Source organism: Streptomyces sp. NPDC002926 (genome assembly GCF_053591755.1).
Genome location: NZ_JBSFUK010000004.1, coordinates 167640 through 182073 on the forward strand (window position 1 = coordinate 167640; position 14434 = coordinate 182073).

Here is a 14434-nt window from a genome sequence, read left to right on the forward strand (position 1 = left end):
CATGGCGCCCGATGACACCTCACCTACGCCCCGGGATGCCGCCTTGTCACTTGACACAGCACAACCGCGATATATCGTGTTCCATAAGAGACGCGATATGTTGCGTCACAGCCGACCCAGGGAGGTCGCACCATGTCCGAGTGGTCCGTCGCAGAGCCGAAGAAGCTCACCTTCGACGACCCGGTGACGGCACTCAACGTGCGTATCGTCAACGGAACGGTCAACGTCGTGGGCACGGACGAAGGTTCCGCCCGCCTGGAGATCTCCGAGGTCGAAGGACCCCCGCTGATCGTGACCCAGCAGGGCTCCACCCTCACCGTCGCGTACGAGGACCTGCCCTGGAAGGGCTTCCTCAAATGGCTCGACCCCAAGGGCTGGCACCGCAGTGCCGTCGTCTCCCTCGCCGTCCCGGCCGGCTCGTCCGTCGAGGTCGGCGTCGTCGGCGCCGCAGCCGTCGTCTCCGGCATCCAGGGGCCCACCGCCATACGCGGCGTCAGCGGCGACACCACCCTCGTCGGTGTCTCCGGCGCGGTCCGCGCCGAATCCGTCTCCGGCAACCTGGAGGCCCAGTCCGTCACCGGCGACCTCCGCTACAACTCGGTCTCCGGCGATCTGACCGTGATCGAGGGCTCGGGTTCCTCCGTACGGGCCGAATCCGTCAGCGGCGACATGGTCATCGACCTCGACCCGGGCGGGAAGCCGACGGACATCCGGCTGACCAGCGTCTCCGGCGAGGTCGCGATCCGGCTGCCGCACCCCGCGGACGCGCAGGTCGAGGCGAACACCGCGAGCGGCGCGGTCTCCAACGCCTTCGACGACCTGCGGGTCAGCGGCCAGTGGGGCGCGAAGAAGATCACCGGCACGCTGGGCGCGGGCACGGGGACGCTCAAGGCGACGACCGTCTCCGGTTCCATCGCGCTGCTCCGCCGGCCGCCCGCCGAGGACGAACCGCACGACGCCGCCCCCACCGGAAAGGTGCTCTGACATGCCGCCCGTCTTCGCCCACGGCCGACTGCGCCTGTATCTGCTGAAGCTCCTGGACGAGGCGCCGCGCCACGGCTACGAGGTGATCCGCCTGCTGGAGGAGCGCTTCCAGGGCCTGTACGCGCCGAGCGCCGGCACCGTCTATCCGCGGCTCGCCAAGCTGGAGGCCGAGGGTCTGGTCACCCATGCCACCGAGGGCGGCCGCAAGGTCTACTCGATCACCGACGCGGGCCGCGAGGAACTGGCCGGGCGCAGCGGGGAGCTGGCCGACCTCGAGCTGGAGATCCGCGAATCCGTTTCCGAACTGGCCGCGGAGATCCGCGACGACGTGCGCGGTGCGGCGGGCAAGCTGCGCAGCGAGATGCGCGCGGCGGCGACGGAGACACGGCACGCGCCCGGCGGCGCGAAGGAGCGGGCCGACTGGGAGTCCGCCTTCGGCGACAAGGAGGCGTGGCGGGCGGCGAAGGAGGAGCTCCGCCGCGCCAAGCAGGAGTGGAAGGAGCAGGCGCGCCGCGCGAAGGACGAGTCGCGCCGGGCCCGCGAGGACGCGCAGCAGGCGCGTCGGCAGGCCAAGGAAGCACAGGACACGGCCCGCCAGGAGATGCAGCGCATCGCCAAGCAGGTCCAGGACCAGGTGCAGGACCACTTTGCGCGGGGCGACTGGCCGACGGGGGTACGGGAGGGCCTGTCGGAGCTCAGCACGCAGCTCGGGGGCCTGGCACGGGGGACGGCCTGGCCGCCGTACACCAGGGCGGAGGCGTCGAAGACGGGTGCGGATGCGGCCGGGGCCGGAGCTGGGGCCGAGGCCGCCGCGGCACCGGAGTGGGCGGAGGACACGACGGGCTCGGGCGACCCGGCACGCGATCTCGACCGGCTGCTGGACCGCTTCCGGGACGACATCAGGGATGCGGCGCGGGACCACGGGGTGACGGAGTCACAACTGGGCGAGGCCCGCCGCCATCTGTCAGCGGCGGCGGCCCACATCGGAGCGCTCCTGCGCAAACCGAACGCCTGAGCAACACGGGGGTCCCTTGCGGGGTGCGGGGCTTGGGGTGCGGGTGCGGGTGCGGGTGCGTGCCTGGCGCCCGGGGCGCGGGTCCCTTGCGGGGCGCGGGTTTTGGGTGCTTGGGCGTGCCCGGTCTTGGGCCGGTGGCCGTCCGGGGTCCGCTCCGGGGCTCGTGCCCGGGACTGCTTTCCTCACCGCGCTTCGCGCGAGTTGCGACGCTTTACGTCCCGGACACGACCCCTGCGCGTCCCCCTGCCAGGGGCGGGCCCTGGGCCCCCGGGTGCCCGCACCCGAGGGGTGTGAGGGGCCGCGACCCGGAGCCGGTGACCGTAGGCGGGTGAGGCCGCCGGAACGTCCCGCCGCGGGCGTGCGGTCTTGGGCTGGTGGCCGTCCGGGCTATCTCACCGCGCTTCGCGCGAGTTGCGACGCATTACGTCCCGGACACGTCCCCTGCCAGGAGCGGGCCAAGGGCTCCTCGGTGCCCGCACCCGAGGGGTGTGAGGGACCGCGACCCGGAGCCGGTGACCGTAGGCGGGTGAGGCCACCGGAACGTCCCGCCGCGGGCGGTCTTCGGCCGGTGGCTGTCCGGGGACCGCTTTCCTCACCGCGCTTCGCGCGTCCCCCGGGCCAGGGGCGGGCCCTGGGCCCCCGGGTGGCCGCACCCGGTGGTGTGAGGGGCCGAGGGCGCGCTCGCGGCGAAGCCGCAGGCCGTACAGCCACCCCACGCGGCGCCCCGTCGTACCGTGGTCCCGTGATCGATTTTCGTACCGCCGCACCCGTGACCGGCAGTCTCGACGTCCAGTGGCATGCCGGCTGGCCATCGCCCAAACACGACCCGGCGCCGGAGATACAGGTCCACGCCTACTCCGAGCACACCGTCATCCTTCGGCAGAACAAGTCCGTGCACTTCGAAGCCCCGTTTCTCTTCCTGCTGTTCGGGAACGAACGGGCGCTGCTGCTGGACACCGGTGCCACGGCCGACCCCGCGTACTTTCCCCTGCGCGCGACCGTCGACGCGCTCGTCGACGGGTGGCTCGACCGGAACCCGCGCGCGGAGTACGGACTGGTGGTGGCTCACACCCACGGGCACGGCGACCACATCGCCGGCGACGCCCAGTTCGCGGACCGGCCGCGGACCGAGGTCGTCGGTCCTTCGCTGAAAGAGGTGACGGACTTCTTCGGCCTCGAGGGCTGGCCGGAGGGCCAAGGAGAGCTGGACCTCGGCGGGCGGGTGCTGGATCTGCTGCCGGGGCCCGGGCACCAGGAGGCCGCCGTTGTCTTTCACGACCGGCACACCGGCCTGCTGCTGACCGGCGACTCCCTCTACCCCGGCCGGCTGTACGTCCAGGACTCCGCCGTCTTCACCGCCACCGTCGACCGCCTGCTCGCGTTCTGCGAGGCGACACCGGTGACCCACATCCTCGGCTGCCACATAGAGATGACGACCACCGCGGACGTGGACTACCCACGTGGCACCACGTATCAGCCGGACGAACCCCCGCTTCAGCTGACGACCGCGCATCTGCGCCGGCTGCGCAGCGCCCTGGCCGTGCACGACGGGCCCTGCCGCGACTTCATCGTGGTGTACGAGGAGTGATGACCGCCGTGATCCGCGCCCCCGGCCGGGCCAGGACGCGCACCACACGGGGGATGCCGGCGGCCACCGTCCGGGTGTCCGACCAGGCCGGTCCTGCCACGGCGATACGCCAGCCGGACGGGCTCGGCGGCAGCGAGATCTCCGTCGTGCCGGGCCACGCGGACGCCCGGTACACCAGGCGGTACGTCCCGCTCGCCGGGTCGTACGTGTCCGCGCCCACCCGGCCCGCCACGGCCGCGGCGTACGGCGCGGCGGTCTGCTCCTTGTTCCTGCCGAACGCTCCCGCGCTGTCGACCGCGCAGTACCCGCCCCCGTAGCACCACACATAGCCGGCCCAGCCGGAGCTGTAGCGGCGAAGGGAGGCAAGCGCCTCGCGGTAGAAGCGCGACATGTTCGGGAGGGAGTTGTTGAGCGGGCCCCACTCGCCCACCACCACCGGGATCTTCTGTGCTGTGGGGTATGCGGTGACGGCCGCCTCGTACGACTCGATCCAGCCCGCCGCCGGGTCGTAGTCCGCGCCCGCCTCCATCGCCGCGTTGTAGAAGTGCGGTGCGTAGACGACCTTCGGGTCCTTGACCGTCCCGAGGCCCGTGGGGACACCCTCGCCGACGATCGGGGTCGGCTCGATGAAGAGCCGGCTGTCGTCGTCGGCCGAACGGATCGCGTCCGCGAGGCGGTTGTACATCGGCGTCAGCTGGTCGCGCTCGATCCGGCGGGCCGCCGTGGGCAGCTCCTCGCCCGCGCGCATCTCGCCCATCGGCTCATTGATCAGGTCGTAGCCGAGGACGGCCGGGTGGTGCCCGAGGCGGCCGGCGAGGACCCGCCACATCCGCGCCTGCGCCCGCCGCAGGTCCCCGTCCTCGTAGAGGTGGGTGAACGCGCGCTGCACGGCCGGCTCGAAGTACTCGGAGAACCAGTCGTCCGGGTGCGGGGTGAAGGGCAGCCCGTCGGTCCGGGTCGCCCACTCCGGGATGCCGCGATGCCCGAAGGCGGGGCCGAAGACGTCCTGGTGGGCGTCGACGAGCACCTGGATGTCGTACCTCTCGGCCCAGTCCAGGATCCGCTCGATCCTGCGCAGATACGCTGCGCTGTACCGGCCCTGCTCGGGCTCGAGGTCATCCCAGAAGACCAGCAGCCTGGCGAAGTTGAAGCCCTTGGCGCGCATATCGCGGAAGTGCTTCTCGGTGATGGCGGAGAGCGCGTGCTCACCGCGGTTCACCTTGTCCTCGACGTTCCAGCCGCGCAGCGTGAGCGTTCTGCCCCGGTCGTCGGTCAGCCGGGGAATGCCACCGGGACCGCCCGGGTCCGCGGGGGCCGGCGCCCCCGCGAACAGCAGAAGAGTGCAGCAGACCGCCGCCAGTGCCCGGGTCGTTCGGCGCGTACGCATGGGACGGATCCCATCAGCGCATCTGACGGTCCATCAAGAGGTCGTCAGCACGATTTTTCCGAACAGGTCGCCACCGGCCATCCGCTCGAAGCCGTCCCTGGCCCGGTCCAGCGGCAGCACCTCGTCGATCACCGGCCGTACACCCGTCGCCGCGCAGAAGGAGAGCAGATCCTCCAGCTCGTCCTTCGAGCCCATCGTCGAGCCGACGACCTTCAGTTCCAGGAAGAAGATCCGGGTCAGCTCGGCGTGCGAAGGGCGGTCGCCGCTGGTCGCGCCAGAGATCACCAGGGAACCGCCCGGCCTCAGCGACTTGACCGAGTGCGACCAGGTCGCGGCGCCGACCGTCTCGATGACGGCGTCCACGCGCCGCGGCAGCCGCGCGCCGGGCTCGTACGCCTCCTCGGCGCCCAGCTCGACGGCCCGCTTCCGCTTGGCCTCGTCGCGGCTGGTGGCGTAGACGCGCAGGCCCGCCGCCTTGCCGAGAACGATCGCGGCGGTCGCCACACCGCCGCCGGCGCCCTGCACGAGGACTGAGTCCCCGGGCCGCACCCCGGCGTTGGTGAAGAGCATCCGGTACGCGGTGAGCCAGGCGGTGGGCAGGCAGGCGGCCTGCTCGAAGCTGAGCTCCTTCGGCTTCGGCAGGACGTTCCAGGACGGGACGGTGACCTGCTCGGCGAAGGTGCCCTGGTAGCGCTCGGTGAGGATGGAGCGCGGCTCGTCCGGGCCGACGCCGTGCCCGGTCTGGCCGATGACGGAGTGGATCACGACCTCGTTGCCGTCCGCGTCGATGCCCGCGGCGTCGCAGCCGAGGATCATCGGAAGCTTGTCCTCGGCAAGGCCTACGCCCCGCAGCGACCAGAGGTCGTGGTGGTTGAGCGAAGCGGCTTTGACGTTGACGGTGGTCCAGCCGGGGCGGGCGCCCGGAGCCGGGCGTTCACCCAGCTCCAGGCCGTTGAGCGGGGTGTCACGGTCGATGCGGGCGGCGTAGGCGGCGAACATGACCATGACGATAGGGCGGGGACGGGAGGCGACGGAACCACTCCGGGGTGTGACACGCGCCGCGTCGCCCGGCCCCCTCGGGTTCCCTGCCCACCTGTTCGGACCAAGCCCGCGAACGAAGTTCTGCCGGTCGCCGACCGGAACGGGCTGTGCCGCATCCCTCGGGGGATGCGGCACAGCCCGTTCTCGTACGCCGAACGTGTCGGATCAGCGCCTCGCGACGCCCTCCGCGCGCGCGGCGGCCGCCACAGCCGCGGTGACCGCCGGGGCCACCCGCTCGTCGAACGGCGACGGGATCACATAGTCGGCAGCCAGCGCGTCACCCACCACGTCCGCCAGCGCGTTCGCCGCCGCGATCTTCATGCCCTCGGTGATCCGGGACGCCCGCACCTGCAGCGCACCCGCGAAGATCCCCGGGAAGGCGAGCACGTTGTTGATCTGGTTCGGGTAGTCACTGCGCCCCGTGGCCACGACCGCCGCGTACCGGTGCGCGACATCGGGGTGCACCTCGGGGTTCGGGTTGGCCATCGCGAAGACGAAGGCTCCCGGCGCCATCGAGGCGACCGCCGGCTCCGGCACCGTACCGCCGGAGACGCCGATGAAGACGTCCGCGCCGGCCAGCGCGGTCTCCAGCGAGCCGCTCAGGCCCGCCCGGTTCGTGATCTCCGCGAGCTCCCGCTTGACCGGGGTCAGGTCCTCGCGGTCGGCGCTGACGATGCCCTTGCGGTCGGCCACCGCCACATCGCCGATGCCCGCCTCCAGCAGGAACTTCGCGATGGCCACACCGGCCGCTCCGGCGCCGGAGATGACGGCGCGCAGTTCACCGAGACCGCGCCCGGTCAGCTTCGCCGCGTTCCGCAGCGCGGCGAGGGTCACCACGGCCGTGCCGTGCTGGTCGTCGTGGAAGACGGGGATGTCGAGGCGCTCCTGAAGCTTGCGCTCGATCTCGAAGCATCGCGGTGCCGAGATGTCCTCGAGGTTCACGCCGCCGAAGGACGGTGCGAGCCGCACCACGGTCTCGACGATCTCGTCCACGTCCGTGGTGGCGAGAGCGATCGGCACCGCGTCCACGCCGCCGAACTGCTTGAAGAGGATGGCTTTCCCCTCCATCACCGGAAGCGACGCCTCCGGACCGATGTCGCCGAGGCCGAGCACCGCGGTGCCGTCCGTCACAACAGCGACGACCTGTGACTTCCAGGTGTAGTCGTGGACGAGCTCGGGCTGCTCGGCGATCGCGGTGCAGACCTTGGCAACGCCAGGTGTGTACGCAAGGGACAAGTCGTCCTTGTCGCGGATCGGCACAGTGGCCTGGATGGCCATTTTGCCGCCGCGGTGCAGCGCGAAGGCCGGATCGAAGGGCTCCTCGGGAGCACTCTCCGTACCGCTGTCGCTGCGAGGATTGACGATCTCCGCTGCCATTTGGTTGACCCCTTAAGTCTTCATCTGTTGAGGGTGGCCACTCCTGGTTGAGGAGGGGTGGGCGGGCACCGCGTCCGTTCCCCGCCTCAGCGGTTGGCCCGCCTGGCAGGGGGAGGTACGTACGCGCGGGCGCGCCGCACACGCGCCCTGAGCCCCGGATGAGGGGTGTAAACGTCCTTCATACCGGACGGACGGCACCGCGACGAGTCGTTATCCACGCGGTGACACGACTCATGGCCGAATATCTGGACACGTCCGCTTCGCGCACTGAAAACCGTCCGCGAAGCGAGATGAGCCGCAGATCTTCCGGTCGGAAGAAGGCATTCCCGTAAGAGGTCCGGCCTTGATGTACCGGCCTCGTGAGGTTCGGGGGTGACCCGTTACCCGATTTTGACATGCGCGGCCCCCTGATTGGGCTAGTCCGAATGGCAAGATGCCGAAAACACTCAAGGTCGCGACACTCGAAGGTGAGTACAACGACCGGAATGTCCAAAAAGGCAGCCACCTCACCCGCCGGAGGATCCTGATCATGACCGCAAGCAACACCCGTCGCACGACCGCCGCCCGGTCCCGGATCGTCGCGGTCGGCGCGATCGCGGTCGCCGGCTCACTGATGCTCACCGCCTGTGGTGACCAGACCAACTCGGGCACCTCGGAGTCCGGGGGCACCAAGGCGAGCAGCGCCGCGCTCTTCGACAAGCTGCCGAAGAAGTACCAGGACTCCAAGGTGATCAAGGTCGGTACGGACGCCGCGTACGCGCCGATGGAGTACGAGGAGGGCGGCAAGATTGTCGGCATCGACCCCGACATCGCCGCGGCCCTCGGCACTCAGCTCGGCGTCAAGTTCCAGTTCACCAGCGGCACCTTCGACGGTCTGATCTCGTCGCTGAACACCGGTCGCCAGGACATCGTGATGTCCGCCATGAGCGACACCAAGGCCCGCCAGCAGGGCCTGGACGACAAGGGCAAGAAGGTCGGCGAGGGCGTCGACTTCGTCGACTACTTCACTTCCGGCGTCTCGCTCCTGGTCAAGAAGGGCAACCCGGACAACATCAAGTCGCTCGACGACCTGTGCGGCAAGAAGGTGGCCGTTCAGCGCGGCACGATCTACGAGGACACCTTCAAGACCCAGGCCGCCAAGTGCAGCAAGGACGGCAAGGGCAAGCTCACCATCGAGGCGTTCGACACCGACGCCGAGGCCCAGACCCGCGTGAAGTCCGGCGGCGCTGTCGCCGACCTCAACGACTACCCGGTCGCCGCGCACATCGCGAAGACCGCGGGCGGCGGCAAGGACTTCGAGGTCGCCGGCGACCAGACCGGCGCCGGTCCGTTCGGCATCGCTGTCGACAAGGACAACGCGCAGCTCCGTGACGCGCTCAAGGACGCGCTGAACGCGATCATCAAGAACGGCGAGTACACGAAGGTCCTGGAGAAGTGGGACGTCAAGAACAGCGCCGTGACCGAGGCGACCGTCAACGCCGGCAAGTAATCCGGCGTTCTCGCCTCAAGCGTTCACTGAAGGGCAGTCACTGTGACTGACAAGTTCGACAAAACGCCCTCCGACGAGCCACCAGCGGACTCGGCGGTCAGCAAGGGGGCCTTCATTCCCCCGGAGAAGATCAAGGCCATCCCGGTGCGTCACTGGGGCCGCTGGGTTTCCGGCGTGGTCGTGGTGGCGTTGCTGGGCACGCTGGTGTACTCGTTCTCGCAGGGCGACGTCAACTGGGACACGGTCGGGAACTTCGTCTTCGACGACCGGATCCTGGCGGGCATGGGCCGCACGGTGCTGATCAGCGTGCTGTCCATGATCATCGGCCTGGTGCTGGGTGTGCTCTTCGCGGTCATGCGACTGTCGAAGAACCCGGTGACGGGTGCGGTGGCCTGGCTGTACATCTGGTTCTTCCGCGGCACCCCGGTGTATGTGCAGCTGCTGCTCTGGTTCAACCTCGCGCTGATCTTCCCGATCCTGAACCTTGGGTTCTACAAGGACGAGATGGTCGACGTCATGACCCCGTTCATGGTCGCCCTGCTGGGCCTGGGCCTGAACGAGGGCGCCTACATGGCGGAGATCGTCCGGGCCGGCATCCAGTCGGTCGACGAGGGCCAGACCGAGGCCTCGCACGCGCTGGGCATGCCCGCCGGCAAGACCATGCGGCGCGTCGTGCTCCCGCAGGCGATGCGGGTGATCGTGCCGCCGACCGGCAATGAGTTCATCAACCTGCTCAAGACCTCCTCGCTGGTCTCCGCGGTGCAGTACAACGAACTGCTGCGCGCGGCGCAGAACATCGGCTCCACGTCGTTCGCGGTCATGGAGATGCTGCTGGTGGCCTCGATCTGGTACCTGGCACTGACCAGCGTCTTCAGCGTCGGCCAGTACTACGTCGAGCGGTATTACGCCCGCGGGTCGCTGCGGCAGCTGCCTCGCACCCCGTGGCAGAAGATCAAGGCCAATCTGCCGATCGGCCGTCCGAAGGGAGGCGTCGCATGAACGCCATGGTGAAGGCGGAGGGCGTCCACAAGTCCTACGGACCCGCACACATCCTCAAGGGCATCGACCTGGAAGTCGCCCCGCGTGAGGTGTTCTGCCTGGTCGGCCCGTCCGGCTCCGGCAAGTCCACGTTCCTGCGGTGCATCAACCACCTCGAGCAGATCAACGCCGGCCGGCTCTCGGTCGACGGCCGGCTGGTGGGCTACCGGCAGAAGGGCGACAAGCTCTACGAGCTGAAGGACAGCGAGGTCGCGGCGCAGCGCCGGGACATCGGCATGGTCTTCCAGCGCTTCAACCTGTTCCCCCACATGACCGCTCTGGCGAACGTCATGGAAGCCCCGATCCAGGTCAAGGGCGAGTCGAAGGCGGTGGCCCGGGCCCGCGCGGAGCGGCTGCTGGACCGGGTGGGCCTGTCGGACAAGGCCAGGAACTATCCGTCGCAGCTCTCCGGCGGCCAGCAGCAACGGGTCGCCATCGCCCGTGCGCTGGCGATGGAACCGAAGCTGATGCTCTTCGACGAGCCCACCTCCGCCCTCGACCCGGAGCTGGTGGGTGACGTCCTGGACGTCATGCGCGGCCTCGCCGAGGACGGCATGACCATGATCGTCGTCACCCACGAGATGGGCTTCGCCCGCGAGGTCGGCGACGCCCTGGTCTTCATGGACGACGGCGTCGTGGTGGAGTCCGGCCACCCCCGCGACGTGCTGAACAACCCCCAGCACGACCGCACCAAATCCTTCCTCTCGAAGGTTCTGTAGTCACGCGAGGGTTCTGCAGTCACGCGAGAGGGCGGTACGGACAGGATGTCCGTACCGCCCTCTCGTGCTGTCCGGAAGCTACTTCACGGCCAGCAGCAGTGTGTCGGAGGGCGACGCCCACACGGCGCGGGCCTCGCCGAATCCGGCCGTGCGCAGCGTCTCGGCGTGCCAGCGCGGGGACGGCATGTCCCCGTCGGCGTGCTCGCCGTAGATCTCGTAACGCCTGGCGGTCGGCCCGGCGAGTACGGGGTCCTCGGCGGCCAGGGCCCACCAGTCGGACCAGTCGAGCGCACCGGCGGCCTTCGCCCGGTCCATGTGCGCGTGCCGGCGGGCCCGCTCGGCGGTGTTGATGCGCGGGGTGGTGCTGTCGATCATGTGGTCGGCGTTCATGAAGACACCGCCGTCCCGCACGAGCCCCGCGATGTGCCCGTACAGCGCGGTCAGCGGCTCGCTGTGCAGCCAGTGCAGGGCGGTGGCGGTGAGCACGGCGTCGTACCGGTCGTGCGGCAGCTTCGTCACCCACTCGGGGTCCTTCAGATCGGCGGTGACGAAGGTGATGCGCTCGTCGCCGTCGAAGTATCCCTCCGCGATGGTCAACAGCGCGGGGTCCAGATCGACCCCCGTGCTGGTGGCCTTCGGGAACCGCTTGAGCAGCCGGTCCGTGATACTTCCCGTACCGCAAGCGAGATCCAGCACCCTCGGCTCGGGGCCCACCAGGGCCTCGACCATGTCCAGCATCACCCGGAACCGCTCCTCGCGGTCGGGCATGTACCACTCCTGCTGCCGGTCCCAGCTCTCCTGCCAGGCCCGCCAGTCGGTCCCCGTACTCGCCCCTGCCGCCGTCTCCGCCACCGGAACCCTCCCGTCCGTAATACCCTCGAAGCATCGTCAGCCGTTACGCCGACACTAGAACGCCGCGGTAAGGACTACAAGTGGAACTGGCCTATTACTCGGACTATGCCGTGCGCTTGGTCAACACCGAGGAGCCGGCTCGCAACAAGGACTCCCTCACCTCGGTCGAGTCCATTCGCGAGCTCTTCGGCGAGTCTTCCCAGGCCGCGCGCCGCGCCACCGACGCGGATGTCACCCGTTTCCGGTCCGTTCGGGGCCGCCTGCGCGCGGTCTTCACCGCGGCCGACGCCGGCGACGAGACCCAGGCGGTCGACCTGCTCAACTCACTGCTGCTGGAGTTCCCGGTGAACCCGCAGATCTCGGGCCACGACTTCCGGGACGAGGACGGCCGCCCGAAGTGGCACATGCACCTGGCCGACCACCCGTCCAACGCGACCTCGGGGTACGCCGCGATCGCCGCGATGGGCCTCGCGTTCCATCTCACGGAGTACGGGGTCGACCGGCTGGGCCTCTGCCAGGCGGCGCCGTGCCGCAACGCCTACCTCGACACCTCGACCAACCGCTCACGCCGCTACTGCTCGGACCGCTGCGCGACCCGCGCCAATGTGGCCGCCTACCGCGCCCGCAAACGCCTCGAGACGGAACGGTCGGCGAGCACGAGCCGCAGCGACGACACCGCCCAGGAGACCACCCCGCGGACCGATCGCTGATCCTCGGGCAGCGGCCGGTATCTGCCGCGCACCCGCCCCAGCAGCAACTCGTGGGGAACCGTGCCGAACAGCCGGCTGTCCCCCTCCGCCCCCGGATTGTCCCCGAGCACCCACCAGCCGTCCTCGCGGCGTTCGACGAGCCGCTTGACGATGAGCAGATCCTGCTGCAGCGGATGGCGCAGTACGGCGATGTCGCCGGCCTTCACCTCCGCGCCGTAATGCACCAGCAGTTGATCGCCGTGCTTCAGCGTCGGGTACATGGATGGACCCGTCACTTCGGCGACCCCGAACGGCGCTCTCGGCTCCCGCCCCTGCTCAGTCATCCGCCACCTCCGAGTCCCACGGTATGTTCGGCCACCAGTCCCATACTGACCCTGGACTTTTGTCCTAAGCCCTAGGGGGCACCCGCGAAAACACGCTTCTCACGGAGTAATGTCCCACCTGAGAAGACGATCACGAGGAAGGACAGCTCAATGCTTTCCCGCCTGTTTGCCCCCAAGGTGAAGGTCAGCGCCCACTGCGACCTGCCCTGCGGTGTGTACGACCCGGCCCAGGCCCGCATCGAGGCCGAGTCGGTCAAGGCCGTCCAGGAGAAGTACCAGGCCAACGAGGACCCGCACTTCCGGGCCCGCGCCACGGTCATCAAGGAGCAGCGCGCGGAGCTCGCCAAGCACCACGTCTCGGTGCTGTGGAGCGACTACTTCAAGCCCCCGCACTTCGAGAAGTACCCGGAGCTGCACCAGCTGGTCAACGACGCCCTGAAGGCGCTGTCGTCCGCGAAGGCCTCCACGGACCCGGCGACGGGCCAGAAGGCGCTGGACTACATCGCCCAGATCGACAAGATCTTCTGGGAGACCAAGAAGGCTTGATCCAGGCCGGGCGGCCTGACCTTCGCTTCGCGGGTCGCATCGCCTGCCTGTCCGCACCCGGTCCCCGTCTCGGGAGGCCGGGTGCGGTCGTGTTCCCCCGAGTCGGTGGGTGGAGATCGTCACGCCGGGCTCGCTCGGGGTTCACGCCCCGCCCGTCCCGGCTGCCCGGTCCTTCCGGCTGAGCAGGATCACCATGCCGGTCACCACCGCGGCCAGCAGCCCCAGCGCGACCAGTGCGGGCATCAGGACGACCACCGCTCCCGCGCACAGACAGCCGAGCCCTCCGGTGATGAGGATCACAGAGCTCCGGCCGCCGGTGCGCACCAGGATCGCCACCGCCGCCAGCAGGAACACCCCCACGCCTCCGCCGAGTGCCCAGGCCACCACCCCGTGCAGCGGCTCGGACAGGTCGTAGTGCCCGGTGTCGGCGACCTGGTGGAGGACCGTCTTCATGCCCAGCGCGGTGAGTACGACTCCTGCCACGAGCGGCAGGTGCAGGAACGTGTAGGCGTCGCGGGCCAGCCGGGTGCGGGCGTCGCCGTCCAGCGTGGTCAGCCGGTGTTCGGCGGTTTCGCTGATCTGCCGGAAGTACACGCGCCACAGTCCGGCGACGACCAACAGGCCCGCGGCGGCGCCCGCCAGTACCGGCGCGGTGAGGGGAAGGCCGGACACGCCCACACCGATCGCGACGATGGACTCGCCCAGGGCGATGATCACGATCAGGCCGTGCCGTTCGGCGAAGTGGCCCGGCGAGATGACACGCCAGCCCGACGCCCCCGTGACGTAGATCCCGAAGTAGTCGATGACGACCGCGCCGAGCCACAGCAGCACCTGCGTGACGCCGGTGAACGAGCTGCCGATCAGCAGCAGTACGAACGGCGGCGCCACCGACAGCAACGCCGTCCGGCGCAGCGTGACATGGAGCGCCTCGTCACCGGGGCTGGAGATCCAGTACGAGGCCAGGTGCAGGATCCGGACCGCGCCGTAGCAGAGCACGAACACCAGTGGTGCGGACAGGCCGCCGGGCGCGTCGGCGTAGACATCCGGGACGGTCAGTGAGACGACGAGCACCACCGCCATCACCGCGACCAGCACGGCGAACATCGCCCCGGTGTCGGCTCGCACCACATTTCCCAGCCAGGCGAAGCAGCACCAGCACCACCACAGCAGTGCGAGCACCACGGCCGCGCCGAGTATCCGCAGGAGGCTCGGGTCGGCCGCCATCAGGGCGGTGACCTGGGTGATCGCGTACACGAACACCAAGTCGAAGAACAGCTCGGCCGGCGTTACCCGGTGACCGCCCTCGGTTGCGATCATCCGGGAACGATCTCTGCCTGTCGCCACGGCCTCTCCCCCTCCGGAGCC

14 protein-coding genes are annotated in these 14434 nt (G+C 69.6%); 8 read left to right on the forward strand and 6 right to left on the reverse strand.

From position 1 onward, the window contains the following. Positions 1-132: 132 nt before the first annotated feature. The 3 genes from ACWDZ6_RS09850 (at position 133) to ACWDZ6_RS09860 (ending at position 3587) form a co-directional block, all read left to right on the forward strand. Positions 133-984 (forward strand): DUF4097 family beta strand repeat-containing protein, encoded by an 852-nt coding sequence (locus tag ACWDZ6_RS09850; protein ID WP_451502461.1) that lies wholly within the window; start codon positions 133-135, stop codon positions 982-984. Position 985: 1 nt separating this feature from the next. Next, entirely contained in the window at positions 986-1999 is a 1014-nt protein-coding gene (locus tag ACWDZ6_RS09855) for a helix-turn-helix transcriptional regulator (protein WP_451502462.1), read from the forward strand. A gap of 742 nt (positions 2000-2741) precedes the next feature. Beyond that, positions 2742-3587 (forward strand): MBL fold metallo-hydrolase, encoded by an 846-nt coding sequence (locus tag ACWDZ6_RS09860; RefSeq protein WP_351456707.1) that lies wholly within the window; start codon positions 2742-2744, stop codon positions 3585-3587. On the opposite strand, the gene ACWDZ6_RS09865 is transcribed toward ACWDZ6_RS09860, so the two are convergent. The 3 genes from ACWDZ6_RS09865 to ACWDZ6_RS09875 all read right to left on the reverse strand — a co-directional run bounded on the left by ACWDZ6_RS09865 (position 3565) and on the right by ACWDZ6_RS09875 (position 7392). After that, positions 3565-4974, reverse strand: coding sequence for a glycoside hydrolase family 5 protein (locus ACWDZ6_RS09865; protein ID WP_451502463.1), 1410 nt, complete (start codon positions 4972-4974; stop codon positions 3565-3567). The two genes, ACWDZ6_RS09860 and ACWDZ6_RS09865, sit on opposite strands and share 23 nt — an antisense overlap. 33 nt (positions 4975-5007) lie before the next feature. Next, positions 5008-5973 carry a zinc-binding dehydrogenase gene (locus ACWDZ6_RS09870; protein WP_451502464.1) on the reverse strand — a complete coding sequence of 322 codons (966 nt, stop codon included), beginning with the start codon at positions 5971-5973 and terminating at the stop codon, positions 5008-5010. Between the two features lie 207 nt (positions 5974-6180). Next, on the reverse strand, positions 6181-7392 hold the full coding sequence (locus ACWDZ6_RS09875) for an NAD(P)-dependent malic enzyme (RefSeq protein ID WP_351456701.1): 1212 nt from the start codon (positions 7390-7392) through the stop codon (positions 6181-6183). 529 nt (positions 7393-7921) lie between these two features. Here ACWDZ6_RS09875 and ACWDZ6_RS09880 point away from each other — a divergent pair. Genes ACWDZ6_RS09880 through ACWDZ6_RS09890 form a run of 3 tightly spaced genes read left to right on the forward strand, consistent with a single transcriptional unit; the run spans position 7922 to position 10638 of the window. Continuing rightward, on the forward strand, positions 7922-8881 hold the full coding sequence (locus ACWDZ6_RS09880; RefSeq protein WP_389177713.1) for an ABC transporter substrate-binding protein: 960 nt from the start codon (positions 7922-7924) through the stop codon (positions 8879-8881). A gap of 42 nt (positions 8882-8923) precedes the next feature. Then, positions 8924-9880: an amino acid ABC transporter permease gene (locus ACWDZ6_RS09885; protein WP_451502465.1), complete on the forward strand. Its 957-nt coding sequence runs from the start codon at positions 8924-8926 to the stop codon at positions 9878-9880. Beyond that, complete coding sequence (locus ACWDZ6_RS09890; protein WP_451502466.1) at positions 9877-10638, forward strand: amino acid ABC transporter ATP-binding protein; 762 nt, start codon at positions 9877-9879, stop codon at positions 10636-10638. Before ACWDZ6_RS09885 ends, ACWDZ6_RS09890 begins: the two co-directional genes overlap by 4 nt. Before the next feature lie 78 nt (positions 10639-10716). Here the strand turns inward: ACWDZ6_RS09890 and ACWDZ6_RS09895 are convergent, their stop codons facing one another. Further along, on the reverse strand, positions 10717-11406 hold the full coding sequence (locus ACWDZ6_RS09895) for a class I SAM-dependent methyltransferase (protein WP_451502682.1): 690 nt from the start codon (positions 11404-11406) through the stop codon (positions 10717-10719). Between the two features lie 164 nt (positions 11407-11570). Here ACWDZ6_RS09895 and ACWDZ6_RS09900 point away from each other — a divergent pair, with 164 nt between their 5' ends. Beyond that, positions 11571-12200 carry a CGNR zinc finger domain-containing protein gene (locus ACWDZ6_RS09900; RefSeq protein ID WP_351457780.1) on the forward strand — a complete coding sequence of 210 codons (630 nt, stop codon included), beginning with the start codon at positions 11571-11573 and terminating at the stop codon, positions 12198-12200. Here the strand turns inward: ACWDZ6_RS09900 and sodX are convergent. Continuing rightward, the gene (gene sodX / locus ACWDZ6_RS09905) at positions 12104-12523 is read right to left on the reverse strand and encodes a nickel-type superoxide dismutase maturation protease (RefSeq protein ID WP_389175176.1); all 420 of its coding nucleotides are present in this window, start codon (positions 12521-12523) and stop codon (positions 12104-12106) included. The two genes, ACWDZ6_RS09900 and sodX, sit on opposite strands and share 97 nt — an antisense overlap. A gap of 150 nt (positions 12524-12673) precedes the next feature. Here sodX and sodN point away from each other — a divergent pair, with 150 nt between their 5' ends. Beyond that, positions 12674-13069, forward strand: coding sequence for a superoxide dismutase, Ni (gene sodN, locus ACWDZ6_RS09910; protein WP_366733130.1), 396 nt, complete (start codon positions 12674-12676; stop codon positions 13067-13069). Between the two features lie 141 nt (positions 13070-13210). On the opposite strand, the gene ACWDZ6_RS09915 is transcribed toward sodN, so the two are convergent. Continuing rightward, the gene (locus ACWDZ6_RS09915; RefSeq protein WP_451502467.1) at positions 13211-14386 is read right to left on the reverse strand and encodes a low temperature requirement protein A; all 1176 of its coding nucleotides are present in this window, start codon (positions 14384-14386) and stop codon (positions 13211-13213) included. Positions 14387-14434 lie beyond the last annotated feature (48 nt).